The 14,591-nt window shown below is 63.1% G+C and carries 14 protein-coding genes and 2 pseudogenes; 10 read left to right on the top strand and 6 right to left on the bottom strand.

Annotated features, from left to right (window positions below; translation table 11 throughout):
* Window positions 1–609: 609 nt before the first annotated feature.
* Both RFM40_RS05505 and RFM40_RS05500 read right to left on the bottom strand, forming a co-directional pair.
* Window positions 610–1,335, bottom strand: a complete 726-nt coding sequence (locus tag RFM40_RS05505; RefSeq protein ID WP_320218181.1) for an SDR family oxidoreductase — start codon at window positions 1,333–1,335, stop codon at window positions 610–612.
* A 41-nt stretch (window positions 1,336–1,376) separates the two neighbouring features.
* Complete coding sequence (locus RFM40_RS05500) at window positions 1,377–2,123, bottom strand: SDR family NAD(P)-dependent oxidoreductase (protein ID WP_320277284.1); 747 nt, start codon at window positions 2,121–2,123, stop codon at window positions 1,377–1,379.
* A gap of 124 nt (window positions 2,124–2,247) precedes the next feature.
* Here RFM40_RS05500 and RFM40_RS05495 point away from each other — a divergent pair, with 124 nt between their 5' ends.
* Entirely contained in the window at window positions 2,248–3,147 is a 900-nt protein-coding gene (locus RFM40_RS05495) for a LysR family transcriptional regulator (protein ID WP_320277283.1), read from the top strand.
* A gap of 191 nt (window positions 3,148–3,338) precedes the next feature.
* Here RFM40_RS05495 and RFM40_RS05490 read toward each other — a convergent pair whose 3' ends face one another.
* On the bottom strand, window positions 3,339–4,238 hold the full coding sequence (locus RFM40_RS05490) for an AraC family transcriptional regulator (protein WP_320277282.1): 900 nt from the start codon (window positions 4,236–4,238) through the stop codon (window positions 3,339–3,341).
* Window positions 4,239–4,439: 201 nt separating this feature from the next.
* Between RFM40_RS05490 and RFM40_RS05485 the strand changes: the two genes are divergently transcribed.
* From RFM40_RS05485 to RFM40_RS05460, 6 genes are all read left to right on the top strand, one after another.
* Window positions 4,440–5,393 carry an aldo/keto reductase gene (locus tag RFM40_RS05485; RefSeq protein WP_320277281.1) on the top strand — a complete coding sequence of 318 codons (954 nt, stop codon included), beginning with the start codon at window positions 4,440–4,442 and terminating at the stop codon, window positions 5,391–5,393.
* A gap of 308 nt (window positions 5,394–5,701) precedes the next feature.
* The gene (locus RFM40_RS05480) at window positions 5,702–6,400 is read left to right on the top strand and encodes a response regulator (protein ID WP_320277280.1); all 699 of its coding nucleotides are present in this window, start codon (window positions 5,702–5,704) and stop codon (window positions 6,398–6,400) included.
* Window positions 6,384–7,673: a HAMP domain-containing sensor histidine kinase gene (locus RFM40_RS05475; RefSeq protein ID WP_320277279.1), complete on the top strand. Its 1,290-nt coding sequence runs from the start codon at window positions 6,384–6,386 to the stop codon at window positions 7,671–7,673. Before RFM40_RS05480 ends, RFM40_RS05475 begins: the two co-directional genes overlap by 17 nt.
* Window positions 7,674–7,776: 103 nt before the next feature.
* Window positions 7,777–8,406, top strand: a complete 630-nt coding sequence (locus tag RFM40_RS05470; protein ID WP_320277278.1) for a methyltransferase family protein — start codon at window positions 7,777–7,779, stop codon at window positions 8,404–8,406.
* Window positions 8,407–8,764: 358 nt separating this feature from the next.
* A complete protein-coding gene (locus RFM40_RS05465; RefSeq protein WP_320225192.1) occupies window positions 8,765–9,610 on the top strand; it encodes a DUF3313 domain-containing protein in 846 nt (281 codons plus the stop codon).
* Between the two features lie 84 nt (window positions 9,611–9,694).
* A complete protein-coding gene (locus RFM40_RS05460; RefSeq protein WP_320225249.1) occupies window positions 9,695–9,835 on the top strand; it encodes a hypothetical protein in 141 nt (46 codons plus the stop codon).
* Window positions 9,836–9,866: 31 nt separating this feature from the next.
* On the opposite strand, the gene RFM40_RS05455 is transcribed toward RFM40_RS05460, so the two are convergent.
* Window positions 9,867–10,808 (bottom strand): LysR family transcriptional regulator, encoded by a 942-nt coding sequence (locus RFM40_RS05455; protein ID WP_320277277.1) that lies wholly within the window; start codon window positions 10,806–10,808, stop codon window positions 9,867–9,869.
* A 99-nt stretch (window positions 10,809–10,907) separates the two neighbouring features.
* Between RFM40_RS05455 and RFM40_RS05450 the strand changes: the two genes are divergently transcribed.
* The 3 genes and pseudogenes from RFM40_RS05450 to RFM40_RS05445 all read left to right on the top strand — a co-directional run.
* On the top strand, window positions 10,908–11,906 hold the full coding sequence (locus tag RFM40_RS05450) for a quinone oxidoreductase family protein (RefSeq protein ID WP_320277276.1): 999 nt from the start codon (window positions 10,908–10,910) through the stop codon (window positions 11,904–11,906).
* A 29-nt stretch (window positions 11,907–11,935) separates the two neighbouring features.
* Window positions 11,936–12,625: pseudogene (locus RFM40_RS33690) on the top strand (MFS transporter); the annotation flags it as partial.
* Window positions 12,626–12,674: 49 nt separating this feature from the next.
* Window positions 12,675–13,124 (top strand): annotated as a pseudogene (locus tag RFM40_RS05445) (hypothetical protein); the annotation flags it as partial.
* Window positions 13,125–13,268: 144 nt separating this feature from the next.
* Here RFM40_RS05445 and RFM40_RS05440 read toward each other — a convergent pair.
* Together RFM40_RS05440 and RFM40_RS05435 are read right to left on the bottom strand one after the other, a co-directional pair.
* Window positions 13,269–13,634, bottom strand: coding sequence for an avidin/streptavidin family protein (locus RFM40_RS05440; RefSeq protein WP_320277274.1), 366 nt, complete (start codon window positions 13,632–13,634; stop codon window positions 13,269–13,271).
* Between the two features lie 199 nt (window positions 13,635–13,833).
* Entirely contained in the window at window positions 13,834–14,478 is a 645-nt protein-coding gene (locus RFM40_RS05435; RefSeq protein ID WP_320277273.1) for a hydrolase, read from the bottom strand.
* Window positions 14,479–14,591: the final 113 nt, after the last annotated feature.

Below are 14,591 nucleotides of genomic sequence, written 5' to 3'. Positions count from 1 at the left end.
CCAGGATCAGCCGCCGCGCTCTGCTCTTTCATTCCAGCAGCGCTGTTGTCGCCTCGACGGTTGCGGCAGCGGCTCTCGCCACAGAGCCACCGCGCCAAGACCGAGAAACGTCCCGCGAACTGCGTGCGCTGATTGAGGCGCACACGACAGCATACGCGGTGTTTGGCAAGGCCGTCCATAAAATGGGTGGAAGCGGCCGCAACTGCGACAGAGCCAGCCGAGCAGAGGAAAAGGCTCTGCTGGCCATCTGCGCCTACCCGGCAGTCAGGGAAGGCGATCGCTTGGCCAAGGCCCGATATCTGTTGGAGATCGAGGCACGCGGCGAACTCGACCTGCCAGAGCACATGCAGGCTATTCTCCGCTCAACAATGTGGAAGGCATGAACTGACTGCCACGCAACCGGTCGGCCTCTATAAGATCAACCGAAGCTCGCCGGCTGACATCTTTCCGGAACGGGCTCCCCAGAGCGAGCGGACACTCGAACCTGGGCCGCATTCGGTCTCCCGGCGCGACAGCGCAATGGTGCCCGCGCCATTTGGCCGGGTCGACCAACGCGCCGTTGTTGACCGGGTGAGTGATCTGCCGCTCATCGCGAAGACGCACACGCCTCTATCTCTGTGCGACAGGACGGACGGTGATCTCGTTGACGCCGACCTCCCGCGGCTGCTCGATGGCATAGAGCACCGCCCGCCCGATCGCCTCCGGTTCGATGGCGTTGCGGCGGTACTCCACCATCGCCCGGGCGGCTGCTTCGTCGGTGATCGTGCCTGCGAGCTCAGAGCGCGTCACGCCGGGATAGATGCAGGTGGCGCGGATTGTCTCGTTCTCCTTGCGCAAGCCGTCGGTGATGGCCCGCACCGCGAACTTGGTGGCGCTGTAGACGGCCGAGGTCGGCACCACCTCGAAGCTGCCGACCGAGCCGATATTGACGACGTGGCCGCTCCCCTGCGCCTGCATCACCGGCAGGACGGCCGCGATGCCGTGAAGGACCCCGCGGATGTTGACGTCGATCATCCGATCCCATTCCTCGACCTTCAGCGCGGCGAGAGGCGACAGCGGCATCACCCCGGCATTGTTGACGAGGACGTCGATCCGGCCGAACCGCTGCCGCGCCTCGGCGACGAGGGCTTCCATGCTGGCGCGTTCGGTGACGTCGAGGGCGCGGGCGGCGGCCTGGCCGCCCTTCGCCTCGATCTCCTCGACGAGCGTGGCGAGCCGATCGGTCCGCCGCGCGCCCAGCATCAGGGTGGCGCCGGCGTCGGCGAGGACGCGCGCGGTGGCCTCCCCGATGCCGCTGGAAGCGCCGGTGATGAGAACGACCTGGTCGATGGTCATGGCAATCTCCTGTATTGTGTTGGCTGCGACGGGTTGAGCGCTCACTGCGCCGTGTAGCCGCCGTCGACGAAGAGCTGCGCCCCGGTGATAAAGCTCGAGGCGGGAGAAGCGAGGAAGGCGATCGCCTCGGCCACCTCCTCCGGGCGGCCGATGCGCCCGATCGGGTGGGCGTCGCCGAAGCTGCGCAGCATCTCCCGGCCGTTCTCGACCACGCCTTCCATGATGTCGGTGTCGATAACGCCGGGCAGGACTACGTTGCAGCGGATGCCGCGGCGGCCGTACTCGACCGCGACGATTCGGGCGAGCTGCGCCGAGGCCGCCTTGGAAGAGGCATAGGCCGCCTGCGTCGGGAACGCCGTCGTCGCCGAGAGCGAGGCGTTGATGACGACGGCGCCGCCCTCCTCCATCAGCGGCACCGCCGCCCGGATCGTGACGAAGGCGCCGCGGGCGTTGATCTGGAAGATGCGGTCGTATTCTTCGACAGAGGTTTCGGTCAGCGGCTTGTTGAGGGTTCGTCCGGCATTGCTGACGACGATGTCGAGCCGGCCGAAGCGTTCGCGGGCGAGCTCGACCGAACGCCGGGCAAGGCGCTCGTCCGAGACGTCGCCCACCAGCGTGGCGACGTCGCCGGCTTCGAGCGCCTGGACCTCGTCGGAGAGGTCGGAGGCGACGATCCGGGCGCCGCGGGCGCGCAGCAGGTCGAGCGTGGCGCGTCCGATGCCGCGACGCGCGCCGGTCACGAGCGCCACCTTGCCGGTCAGGTCATAGGTATTGGGCAGATTGGTCATTGCTGTCTCCGTGGTGCTGGCGGAGCGCACCCGTGCGCCCGCCATCGATGCCCGGGAGATAGCAATCGCCCGCTGTCGATTAAACTTGCCGCGAACTGGACCTTATGGTTAGGAACACTAACCAATGCAGATCGATCTCAACCTCCTCACCCTGTTCGCCGCGGTGGCGGAGACGGGCAATTTCCGCGCCGCGGCCGATCGGCTTGGGGTAACGCGCTCGGCGGTGAGCCAGGGCGTACGGCGCCTGGAGACCGCGCTCGGCCAGACGCTGTTCCTGCGCACCACCCGCAGCGTGCGCCTGACCGAGGCCGGCGAGCGCTTCCTGGCCCAGGTCTCGGCGCCATTGGCCGAGGTCGCGAACGCCCTCGAAGCGGCGTCCGGCTCGGCGGATGAGCCCCGCGGTCTCCTGCGGATCGCTGCCACCTCGATCGCCGAGGAGTTCCTGTCCGGACCGCTGATCGCCTCCTTCAGCGAGGCGCATCCCGGCGTCACCCTCGACGTGACGGTGACCGATCTGGAATTCGACATCATCGCGGCCGGTTTCGACGCCGGCGTACGCCTCGGCGAGGTCATCGAACGCGACATGATCGCGGTGCCGCTGACGGGCGACCAGCGCCAGGTCGCGGTGGCGACGCCGGACTATCTCGCGCGCCACGGCACGCCAGAGCATCCGCGCGATCTCGTCCGCCACCGCTGTATCGGCTGGCGGCCGCAGCCGCACACCGCACCCTATCGCTGGGAATTCGAGAAGGATGGCCGCGCCTTCGACGTCTCGGTCGAACCGCAGATCACCACGAACGACATGCTCCTGATGATCCGCACTGCGCTCGCCGGCGGGGGCATTACCTTCGGCATGGAGGAAACCTTCCGGCCCCATCTCGAGCGCGGCGACCTCGTCTCGATCCTCTCCGACTGGTTGCCACCCTTCGCCGGCTTCTTCCTGTACTTCCCGAGCCGCCACACCGTGACGCCGAAGCTGAGGGCGCTCATCGACCATGTGCGACGCTGTCGCGAACGATCTTAGGCGCGGCGCGGTATCCCCCGACGGGCGGCCACTCGCGGTCCGGGCTGTCGTTCGTCTCCCGCGTGCTCAGTCGGCCTGGGGCGCACGCTGCAAGCTCCCTTCGCGGCGGGGCTCATTTGGATTTGAGGCCACGTCGCTCAAGGGGCGATATTTGGACTAAACGTTAATGCGCCGACGTCGGCAGGCTGAACTCAAGCTACCACTGCCAAGCCCGGCGAAGCGCGCAAGCGGGCTATGTCGCGCGCCGGCGGTTCTCCAAAGTGGCGGCGATATTCGCGAGTGAACTGCGACGGGCTCTCGTAACCCACGTGGAAGGCGGCGGTCGTGGCGTCGATGTCCTGGACCAGCATCAGGCTGCGCGCGTCCTGGAGCCTTAGCTGCTTCTGGAATTGCAGCGGCGTCATCGCCGTCACGGCGCGAAAGTGCTCATGCAGGCTCGACGGACTCATGCCTACTTCCGCGGCAAGCCGCTCGATGCTGAACCGTTCCCGGAAGTTCAGCCCGATCCACGCGATGGCGCGGCCGACCTGGGCCACCCGACCCTGGCCGGAGGTGATGTGGCGCATCCTGGCACCGTCCGGGCCGGCGAGCAGGCGATAGAGAATTTCCTGCTCGGCAAGCGGCCCGAGCACGGGCAGCGCCGCCGGATCGTCGAGCAGGCGCAGCATGCGTAGCACCGCGTCGAGCAGACCGGTGCCGGCGTCGGACACCGTCTTGCCTATGGGCGGAGAGGGCGCTCCCGGCGGCGGCGGCACGCGCAGCGCCAACTGCCCCAGCATGACCGGATCGAAATCGAGGAACAGGCAGAGATAGGGCTTGTCAGGCGTCGCCTCGACCACCTGACCCGTCACCGGCAGGTCGTGGGTCACGATCCCATAGCGGCCCGGTGTATACCTGAACACGCGGTCGCCCAGCGTGACCTCCTTTTGCCCCTGCGCGACAAGGCACAGTTGCGGCCGGTAAACATTCGGCATCGGCATCGTCACCGTGGAGGATTGAGCAAGCGTCACACGTTCGATGGGAGTGGCGTGGAAGCCGTCCTTCGAGACGTGCCGGGCGATCGTCGTCGCGATTTCGGTCAGTGTTTCCATGAAATGGACCATCGCACGCGCGCGGAAGGGCGGCAATGCGAAACGCGGTTTCTGGAGGATTGGGCAGTAATCCCGGCGCATCGGGCTAACGGTTCGGCGTCGCCGCGCATCATAGTGTCAGCAGGCTCTGGTCAGGCAAACCAAGCCGCAGGACAAGTTAGTAACCAAGCCGCAGGACAAGTGAACAAGTATGGAGCGAACATGACAATCGACAATCTGAAGACACCCACGGTCGCACTGGGGACCTGGGCCTGGGGCGACAGCGGCGAGACTGGCGACGGCTATTTCGGCAGCCCCCTGACACGGGCTGGCCTGGAATGGGTCGCGGACAAGGCGCATGCGGCCGGCTTCACCCTGTGGGACACCGCCGTGGTATACGGCATGGGCCGTTCAGAGACCGTGCTCGGGGAGGTCCTGAAGCACTACGCCCGCAGCGACTACCAGCTCTCCACGAAGTTCACCCCGCAGGCCGCGGGGACCAGCGATGATCCGGTGGCGGACATGCTGGAGCAGAGTCTGGCACGCCTCGGCACCGACTACATCGACCTCTACTGGATTCACAATCCGGCAGATGTAGCCCGGTGGACTCCGCACCTGATCCCGTTGCTGAAGAGCGGGAAGGTCAAACATGTGGGCGTCTCGAATCACAACCTGAGCGAAATCGAGCTCGCCAACCAGATCCTCGGAGAGGCCGGGTTCCGGGTCGAGGCCATCCAGAACCACTATAGCCTCCTCTACCGCAGCTCTGAGGATGCCGGCATCCTGGACTACTGCCGCAGCCAGGGCATCCCATTCTTCGCCTATATGGTGCTTGAACAGGGCGCCTTGACCGGCAAGTACAGTCCGCAGAACCCGCTGCCGGAAGGCAGCAGCCGGGCGGAGACTTACAATGGCATGCTGCCTCAGTTGAAGGCGCTGACGGACAAGCTCGCCTCGATCGGCCAGAGCCAAGGTGCCGCAGCTCCCGATGTCGCGACAGCTTGGGCTATCGCCAAGGGCGCGACGCCGATCATCGGCGTCACTAAGCCCAACTACGTCGATGGTCTGGTCCGAGCCACCAGCATGACGCCCTCCAGCGACGACATTGCAGCGCTGGAAGCTCTCGCCGACGCCGCTAACGTGAACACCCGCGGCTGGTGGGAAAAAGAGATGTAAGTCTAAGTCCTCGGACCGCCGTTCCGAGCAATATTGCAGGCGATCATCTAGGCCTGGTGGATGATCGCCTGTGACCGAGCAGGTTGCTGGTTGCCCCACCTGATTGTGCAAGTGCTCGAGAACGTGTCGCGCCATTCCGCAAAATTCCCGGATCACCTGCGGCGGTCGAACGCGACCGGTGTCGCCGGTCCATGAGTGGCCGGATGAACGTTAAATGCGGTCAAGGTAGTGTTAAGCTGGGTAAAAACCTGCCGCCCGCGCGCGTTTGTGCTTTATGGGTGGCCGGCATGAATGACGGACGGAGTGTAATGAACAAGGTCCTCCTCATCGACGACGATGTCGAGTTGACGACGCTGATGCAGGAATACCTGGTCGAAGAAGGGTACGACGTCGCGACAGGCACGGACGGTGGCACAGCGATTGCTGCTGCCGCGCGCAACTCGGTGGACCTGATCGTGCTCGATATCATGATACCCCGAATGAACGGGATCGAGGTCCTGCAGAGGATCAGGAAGCTGAGCCAGGTTCCCGTGCTGATGCTGACGGCGAGAGGCGATGACATTGACCGGATATCCGGCCTGAGCCTCGGTGCCGACGATTATGTGACGAAACCCTGTTCGCCGGGAGAGCTCGCGGCCAGGGTGCGCGCGATCCTTCGTCGTGCGAACCAGCCTGCGGCAGCCACCGACACGCTAAGAGCCGGGCGGCTGGTGGTTCATCCAGGCAACAGAACCGCCGAATGGAACGGACAGCCGCTGGAGCTTACCGGCACGGAGTTCAGCCTGCTCGAAGTTCTCGCTCGCAACGCCGGTCAGCTGGTGCCGAAGCAAGACATATCGAAACAGGCCTTTGGAAAGCCGCTAACCCCATTCGATCGCCGCATCGACGTCCATATCAGCAGCGTGCGTCAGAAGCTCGGCCTCAGGGAGGATGGACAGTCATGGATAAAGTCTGTCCGCGGCCAAGGCTATCAGCTTCTTTTGGACCGACATGCCTCGACTGTTTAAGAAGTTCTTCGTGATAATCTGGCTGACGCTTGCCGCGTCCGTCGCGATCATAATCCTGACGCTCAACTTTTTTCAGACGCTTCCTTCCGCCTCGAAACTGGAACATCAGAAGCGGGAAGTCATCCTCAACCTGACTGAAAACCTGCTTGCCAAGGATGGTGAAGATGCTGCTCGGCGCTTTGCCCGTACAAGCGAGGATACGGTATCGGTCGGTCTCACGATCTCCAAGATCGCGGATTCCGGCGCATGCACCGATAGGAGCACGGCGGAGACAAGAACTGTCCTGAAGGACGGGATTTGCTATCGGGTCTCCGTGCCTGAGCAATACAGCGTCATTCTCGACAAGCTTGGTCCATTCGTACCGGGGTTCGGTATTCTGATTTCGAGCGCGATATCGGCGGCCGCGCTCGCCCGATATCTCATTGGTCCTGTTGTGCACCTTCGCGACGGCCTGAGCGCGCTCGCCCACGGCCGTTTCGACGTCCGCATCGGTCACAAGACGGCAGGTCGGAAGGACGAGGTCTCCGCGCTTGCGCATGATTTCGATTCCAGCGCCGCGCGGTTGCAGCAGCTGCAAGATGCACAGCAGAGACTTTTCCATGACGTGTCCCATGAACTGCGCTCCCCGCTGTCACGTCTGCAGGCCGTTGGGGGTGTCCTTCGGCAGAGTCCGGCGAAACTCGATGCCATGCTGGACCGCATGGACCGGGAGGTCGAACGGCTCGATTCGCTGGTCGGCGAAGTTCTGACTCTCGCCAGGCTGACAGCCGGTTCCCGTCTCCCGCTGAAGACGCAGACGCTGGACGTCATCGATCTCCTGAACGAAATCCTGGGCGACGCAGCGTTCGAAGCCCAGGCACGCAAGGTTTCGATCACCACCAATGTTGACGACAGCTTCCTTGCCGAGGTCGAAGGCGAGCTGATCTGCCGCGCGCTGGAAAACGTCATTCGCAACGCCGTCAAATACACCGCCGAACATTCGCAAATCACCGTGCAATGCGAGACGACGGACGACCTCCTCAAGGTGTGCGTAGCGGATCAGGGGCCGGGCGTCAGGCGAGACGAACTCGAACGAATCTTCCAGCCATTCTCCCGCGGGAACGACGCGGCACCGAGAGGCGGGTACGGTCTTGGCCTTGCGATCGCCAGACAGGCCATCGAGCGCCATGGCGGACGAGTACATGCGTCGCTACCGGACGTCGGCGGCCTGGCCATCACGCTGGAGATTCCCCGGCAGCCGGCGATTTACAGTCCGGCAAACGATCGAGGCTGATCGCAAGTTTTACCCAATTTTACACTGCCTTTACGGCCATTAACGCCGGCATCGCTAAAGCTGGACCGTGATCCCGGTTCTTCAAATGCGAGAAAGTGGACTAATGTCGGCAACCACGGCGGTGTTTCAGCAGAGCAAGAGGATGCGGTTCCTCTGGCTGGCCGTACCATTGCTTTTGACGCCAATCCTTTTGGCGCAAAGCGCCTGGCCGCCGGAGACTCGTCCTCGCCAAGGCATGGAATTTATGGGTTTCGCATTTGTCATCATATGTGTCGCCGGGCGATGCTGGGCATCGCTGTATATAGGCGGACGCAAGAATCGAGAGCTCATTACGACCGGCCCCTATAAATATACCCGCAATCCGCTGTATTTCTTTTCTTCCCTGGGGCTTGCCGGCATCGGCCTGACTTTCGGCTCACTCGCGATTGCGGCCTTCTACTTTTTGTTTGGGTATCTGGTATTCGCCTATGTCTCAGCCCGTGAATCGATCGCTCTGGACGGGCTTTTCGGCGATGCTTACCGGGAATATTGCCACGAGGTTCCCGCCTTCTTCCCTCGCCTCAGACGAAGCGCCCGCGACGTCGCACATCAGTCGCCCATGACATTCAACCCAGTTGCGCTGAAGCGTACTGCTATCGACAGTTCTTGCTTTCTCCTGGCAATCCCCGGGTCCGAACTAATCGAGTCATTGCAATCTGCAAGGCTCCTTAAGCCGATGTTGCACCTCTTTTGACAGCTGGGCTGCCCGCCTGGCCAAACAGTTCCCCCGAGCCTGCGTGCGGTTGTTGAGGCAAATCAGGCGAAGACAGCAGATTGCAATGAAGAGAAACCTACCGTCTGCGGCAGGCTTGCGCCGCAATACTTACCTCGATCCGCTTGCGTAGAAAGACACCTATCTGCGGCCAGACGCCCCACTGCCACAGGCCAGTGGCCGCGCCATCATGCCGGCGCTTCCCGGCAGCCGGCGTCGTGTGCGCCGGCTGAAGATCGAGGCTGATCGTAAGTTTACCCAACTTTACACTGCCTTTACCGCCATTAACGCTGGGGCCGGTAAAGCCTGAACCCATGATCGCGGTTCAGACGATTCGACAATGATCTTGAAGCTTCGACGACTTGAAATGCGGCCGCGAGCAGCGCTCTGCGTGGCCCTATTCTCATGGTTGTACGCCTGCACAAGTGTGCCCTTGCCCGAGGGCACGTCCCTGAGTTCCTATGCCGGATTGAGCCCATCGGGCAGCACGCTCACGAAAGCGAAATTGCGTGTGGATTCGACGCCGGTGCTTGCCGCGCAGACGGTGCGCATCGTACCGACCTCGACGCAGATCGGCAGCCGTGGCTTCGATCCCAAAGACCTGGCGCTCGTCACCAACGCGATAGACCGGGCGCTCTGCACCGACCTTAGCGACCGCTTCAAGGTCGTGGCCACGAGCCAGCCGGCGGACCTCCTCATCCACGCGACGGTCACCGACATCGTTGCGACCAATCGTACTGCAGCGGCGGGTTCCATCGTTGCGTCGGTCGGCGGCTCGGTGGCGGGGCTCGGGGTTCCAATCCCCCGGCTTCCGATCGGCCTCGGCGGCCTAGCCATTGAGGCCGAAGCGGTCGGCAGGGACGGATCGCAGAGGGCATCCATGCTCTGGTCTCGCGGTGCGAACATGATCACGACAAGAGCTCGAGTGTCCCCCGTAGGGGATGCATATTCCCTTTCTTCGGCTTTCGCCGCCGACTTCAGCCGCATGCTGGTCAAGGGCCAGGACCCGTTCAAGGGAATGCCGGCGATACCATCGATGCAAAGACTGAGGGCTTCTCTCGGCGGCAATCCGAAATACGACGCCTGCAAGGCGTTCGGAACGGCTCCCGGCATTCCGGGAATGGTCGCCGCCCGATTTGGTCTGCCGCCCACCTGGACCGACAAGGGCGCCGCAGTCTCCCAATAGCGACAAAGAATATATGTCGCGAGAAGCTGCGCTCTGCTGCACTTCGAGCAATCCAGTGAAGAAAGGACATCATGCAGCTCCGCGGTGCGGCTGATCTATCGGCTTCTTCTGGAAGGCGAGGCTGCGATCATCAACGGCTTCGGCTTCGGAGGCGGCAATGCCAGCGCGCTGTTCCGACGCTGGACGGAAGAACTGCCCGGCCTGAGCGCCGGAGGCGGCACATGATCTGCGCCATTCGCGCTCCACTGTCGTTGCGTCACACGAGCCTATCCATGGAATTGATGCTGGGGACGACACCAGCGATCTTTTCCCGCAGCCATCGATGCGCAGGATCGCGGTCGTACGAGGCATGCCAGAGCATCGACACCTGGAAGCTCGGCAGGTCAAACGGCAGTTTGCTGGTCGCCAATTGGAACTGCTGCACGAAGCTCTGAGCCAGCGCTGCCGGCAGGGTCGCAATCGCGCCTACCGGCCGCAGAAGGTGCGGAATGGCAAGGAAATGCGGCGTGGACAGTAACACACGTCGGCCTTGCCCAAGCAGTGCTAGCGCATCGTCGACGACGCCGCGCGGATCCTCCCGCGACGACGCCAGCACATGCGGCAGCGATACGTATTCGTTCAGGGTGATCGGTGCGGACACCTGAACCAAGTCGGGTGGATAAAGGCACAGGTAGCCTTCAGGGTATAAGACGCGCCGCTTGTGGGTCGTATCTCCTTCCGTAAACACGCCGATACCGAGGTCGAGTTCGCCTCGGTCCAGCAAGTCGAGCACCGCAAAGCGGTCTGTGGAACGCACCTGCACTGCGATGCTGGGCGCCTCCGCAGCAAGCGCGCCTAACAGCCGCGGTAGCAGCGTGCTTTCTAGGCTGTCGGGGATGGCAATACGGAAGCGGCGCTCCGCCGTAGCCGGCTCGAAGCCCCGTTGTTCGAGGGCGATCGTCGCCACGCCGGTCAGCACCGCGCGTACCGGTGTGGCCAGTGCCAGCGCCTTCGGGGTCGGACGCATTCCACCGGCACTACGCACCAGCAGTTCGTCACGGAACAACTCCCGCAGGCGCGAAAGGTTGTAACTCATCGCCGACTGTCCCAGGCCCACCCGCGCCGCGGCGCGCGTCACGCTCCTCTCCGCCAGCAACGCATCAAGCGCCACAAGGAGGTTGAGGTCGAGCCGAGCGAGATTAGCGTGATCGATTCCCATCAGGGGTGCCATCGATTGGGCAAATGACCGATCCGTGTGTATCTCAGCGGATATGGAGCGCGCAAGTCTTGCCCTACCGTTCGAGACGAGGATCAGATCATGAAAGTGATTGAGGTGACCGCCTACGGCGAATCGGACGTGCTGGCTCTGGTCGACAGACCCGAACCGACTCCGGCTTCCGACCAAGTCATCATCGCCAACCACTATGCCGGCGTGAATTTCATCGACATTGCCATGCGGCGCGGCTGGTATCCCTTTCCGGCCGTGCCCACCCCTTTTGTGCCCGGCACCGAGGGCGCGGGCATGGTTTTGGCGATCGGTTCGTCAGTCGGGGACTTCAAGGTCGGCGATCGCGTCGCCTATATGCAAAACGAGAGCGCCGGTCTTGAGCGCGCCTATAGCGAGCTTATCGCAATCGAGGCCGACAAAGTAGTGCCGCTCCCGGACGACATCTCGTTCGAGACAGCGGCTGCAATGACTGCGCAGGGCATGACGACGCACTACATGCTCAATGAGATCAGGCCCGTGCAGCCGGACATGACGGTGCTGGTTCACGCTGCCGCCGGCGGGATGGGACGCAACCTCGTGCAGTGGGCGAAGCACCTTGGCGCCACCGTGATCGGTACGTGCAGCACCAGCAAGGTCGACGTGGTCAAGAGGCTCGGCGCCGATTGCGTCATTGACTACACCAGGGACGATTTTGTCGCGGCCGGCCGTGACTTCACCAACGGCAGAGGCGTCGATCTCATCATCGATGGCATCGGCAAAACGACGTTGGCCGGCGATCTCGAACTCGTCGCGACGCGCGGGAACATAGTCACCTATGGACTTGTCAGCGGCGAGGCCGATCCGGTCAACGTACACCACCTGATCCATAAGTCGCGCGCGATCCACGGGTGCGATCTCTTCGACTACATCGTCGATCCAAAAGAGCGGCGTATGCGTGCTGCGGCCGTCTGGCAGGCAATCCGCGAAGGTTGGCTTACGCCGCAGATCTCGGGCGTTTATTCGCTTGGGGACGCCGCTGCGGCGCAGGACCAGCTCATTGACCGGAGCAATGTCGGCAAGATCGTCATCAAGATCAAGCCGCCGCGATAAGCACCCCTGTAAACTGCGTCGCCTGTATCATGCCTACATCCGCCACGGGCGCTCGGGCTTTCGATCGACGTGTCTGGTTGCTGACGGTGGGAACCTTTGCCATCGGCACCGACGCCTTCGTGGTCTCGGGCATCCTGCCAGCTATCGCGGCGGACCTTCGGGTTGGACTGGACGCGGCCGGTCAGGTAGCCACGGCCTACGCGCTGACCTACGCACTCGGCGCCCCGTTACTGGCGGCCCTCACTGTGAAGCTGCCCCGGGAGCAAACCGTTACGGCAGCGCTTGGCCTGTTCGCGCTCTCGAACGCCCTCTGCGCTCTGGCTCCGCTTTACGTTTTTCTGATCGCCGCGCGCGTGCTGGCCGGTATTGCCGCCGCTCTATACACGCCGACCGCCTACGCGCTCGCTGCCGGGCTGGCGAGGCCGGAACGCAGGGGGTCGGCGCTCGCTGCCGTCGCCTTTGGCTTGACGGCATCCGCAGCGGTCGGCGTGCCGTTCGGTGTCTTCTTTGGCCAGCGTCTAGGTTGGCACGCCACCTTCTGGTTTGTGGCGCTCCTGTCGGCGGCCGCCGTCGCCATATTGATCTCCAGCCCACTTCGCGAGGGTCAAGGTACTGCAGCGCCGGTTGGGCTTGGCGCACGCTTCGCCCCGCTGGCCAAGCCGCGGGTACTGCTTGCGCTCCTCCCGAGCCTGCTTTGGTGCACGGCAAACTTTACGAGCTATACTTACCTAGGCGGCGCTCGCCGAGCGCCACGCCTCGAGCCAAGTAGTCGCGCTGTTCCTTGTCTACGGCCTCGGCGGATTGATGGGCAGCCAGGCTGGCGGACGTCTCACAGATCGCTTCGGCTCGAGCCTTCCCATAAATGTCTGCCTCGCCACCGCGGTCGTCAACCAGGCCCTACTCGGATGGGCGGCTTCAAACATGATCACGATCAGCACCGCTCTGATCGTCTGGTCATTCACGGGATGGGCGACCTTTGCCCCCCAGCAAAGTCGTCTGCTGAGCATCGAGCCGGAGAACGGACCCTTGGTGATCGCGCTCAACAACTCCACTATCTATCTCGGCTCCGCTCTAGGTGCGGCGCTCGGCGGCTTGCTGATCGCCAAGGGCCTGCCGGCAAGCGCATTGCACTGGACCACCGCAACCCTGCTCCTGACCGCGCTTGCCGCATTCGGTGCAAGCATGCGTCAATCGCCATCTGAAGCGGCCGCCTCATGAATGGGGTCGAGCAACTCCTCGTGTATGGATGACTTGTATGGACATCGCGTTCGTGACGTCGTCGTTGGTCGTCGCGAACACATTGCGGATGTAGTCGGCCTACAGGTATCGCATCGAACGGCAATGCCGGTGATGCCAGCTTGGCTATTCTCGGACGAAGGTGTCGAGGCTGGTGCCAAAGGCACGCCAGGTTCCTACCTGCTTGCGGGAAGCGGTTTCGCCCTCCTGGCCGGTGATGGTGCTGCCTGCCACGGTCAGCCACATCGTCTCCAGCTTGCCGTCCCGCAATATGCCGGTGTAGCTCACCGCGGCGGGACCGGCCGTACCCTCGCCGGCGGCCGTTACTCCAATCACATCGCCATGCGCGATGCCGAATATCGGCACGGTCTGTCCATAAAAGCTGCTGTCGTCGAGCGCCGTACGAAACGTGCCTTCAATCCGGCCGCCGTCCTCGCCGGTGATGTCGAGGACGGACCCATACTGATTACGCCATCTGCCAAGCCAAAGCATCCCGCTCCTCCGACTGTCACCTGTCTTTGTCTTTCAGCGGATTCGGGCCTGCATCTAATGCGCCGTCCCGAGCGGTCAAGTGACCGCCAAACGTGGTCAGGGCTCCGAACTCAGGTTAACGCCAGAAGGGCGAGGATGGCGAGGGCCGGCAAACGGATCGATCCCGACCCTCACCGAATGCTCGCCATCCCGGCCGGGATCAGCCAGCTACTGGCGTGTTGAGAAGTTGCTGCTCCCAAAGATACGCGATGCCGCTGCCGCCGAAGTGCTGGATGAGAATCTCGGTCAGCTCCTCGACATGCTCGGTGCGCGCCCAATCGCGTTGCCATTCGCCAGCGAGCGCCATCACGGTCATCACGTTCGCGCCGGCCGCGATCATTCGCTGGATGGCAACTTCGTGAGACTCCTTCGAAATCCCGCCCGACGCGTCGGTGATCACGGTCACGTCCCAGCCTTCGCCGGCGGTCTGGATCACAGGCATTGCGACGCAGACCTCGGTCCACAGGCCGGCGATGATCAGCTGCTTGCGGCCGGTCGCCTTGACGACGTTCGCCACATTCTCGTCCTGCCAGGTGTTCACCCAGGTGCGATCGATGACTTCCTGGTCCGGAAATACGTCGGTGATCTGCTTAAAGAGAAGTCCACCGCGCGCCGCGATCACGCTGGTGAGAATGGTCGGAACATTGAAGGCTTTTGCTAGCTTCGCCAGCGCGGTCGTGTTGTTGACCACCATGTGCGGATCGTGGCTGTTGAGATTTGCGAGTTGATAAGGCTGGTGATCGATCAGAACGAGGACCGAATCTTCGGGACGAAGAAGCGAATCGAGGCCGTTGCGAGGGGTCATCAAGACTTCCTTTCTCTGCCGCTATGACGGCAATGGGTTCACGGGAGACATGCGCCAGCGGGCGACGTTGCCTGGACGCAATATGCTGTTCCTATTGGTGATGCGGTAGTGCC

The organism is Mesorhizobium captivum (assembly GCF_033977165.1).
Taxonomy (GTDB): Bacteria; Pseudomonadota; Alphaproteobacteria; order Rhizobiales; family Rhizobiaceae; genus Mesorhizobium; species Mesorhizobium captivum.
The sequence above is the reverse complement of the archived record's forward strand: the minus strand, read 5'-3'. Positions and strand labels throughout refer to the sequence as shown.

Coding starts and splice junctions, on each gene's coding strand:
- RFM40_RS05505 (WP_320218181.1), bottom strand. CDS start 1,335: ATGACCATCGACCAGGTCGTTCTCATCACCGGCGCTTCCAGCGGCATC.
- RFM40_RS05500 (WP_320277284.1), bottom strand. CDS start 2,123: ATGACCAATCTGCCCAATACCTATGACCTGACCGGCAAGGTGGCGCTC.
- RFM40_RS05495 (WP_320277283.1), top strand. CDS start 2,248: ATGCAGATCGATCTCAACCTCCTCACCCTGTTCGCCGCGGTGGCGGAG.
- RFM40_RS05490 (WP_320277282.1), bottom strand. CDS start 4,238: ATGGAAACACTGACCGAAATCGCGACGACGATCGCCCGGCACGTCTCG.
- RFM40_RS05485 (WP_320277281.1), top strand. CDS start 4,440: ATGACAATCGACAATCTGAAGACACCCACGGTCGCACTGGGGACCTGG.
- RFM40_RS05480 (WP_320277280.1), top strand. CDS start 5,702: ATGAACAAGGTCCTCCTCATCGACGACGATGTCGAGTTGACGACGCTG.
- RFM40_RS05475 (WP_320277279.1), top strand. CDS start 6,384: ATGCCTCGACTGTTTAAGAAGTTCTTCGTGATAATCTGGCTGACGCTT.
- RFM40_RS05470 (WP_320277278.1), top strand. CDS start 7,777: ATGTCGGCAACCACGGCGGTGTTTCAGCAGAGCAAGAGGATGCGGTTC.
- RFM40_RS05465 (WP_320225192.1), top strand. CDS start 8,765: ATGATCTTGAAGCTTCGACGACTTGAAATGCGGCCGCGAGCAGCGCTC.
- RFM40_RS05455 (WP_320277277.1), bottom strand. CDS start 10,808: ATGGGAATCGATCACGCTAATCTCGCTCGGCTCGACCTCAACCTCCTT.
- RFM40_RS05450 (WP_320277276.1), top strand. CDS start 10,908: ATGAAAGTGATTGAGGTGACCGCCTACGGCGAATCGGACGTGCTGGCT.
- RFM40_RS05440 (WP_320277274.1), bottom strand. CDS start 13,634: ATGCTTTGGCTTGGCAGATGGCGTAATCAGTATGGGTCCGTCCTCGAC.
- RFM40_RS05435 (WP_320277273.1), bottom strand. CDS start 14,478: ATGACCCCTCGCAACGGCCTCGATTCGCTTCTTCGTCCCGAAGATTCG.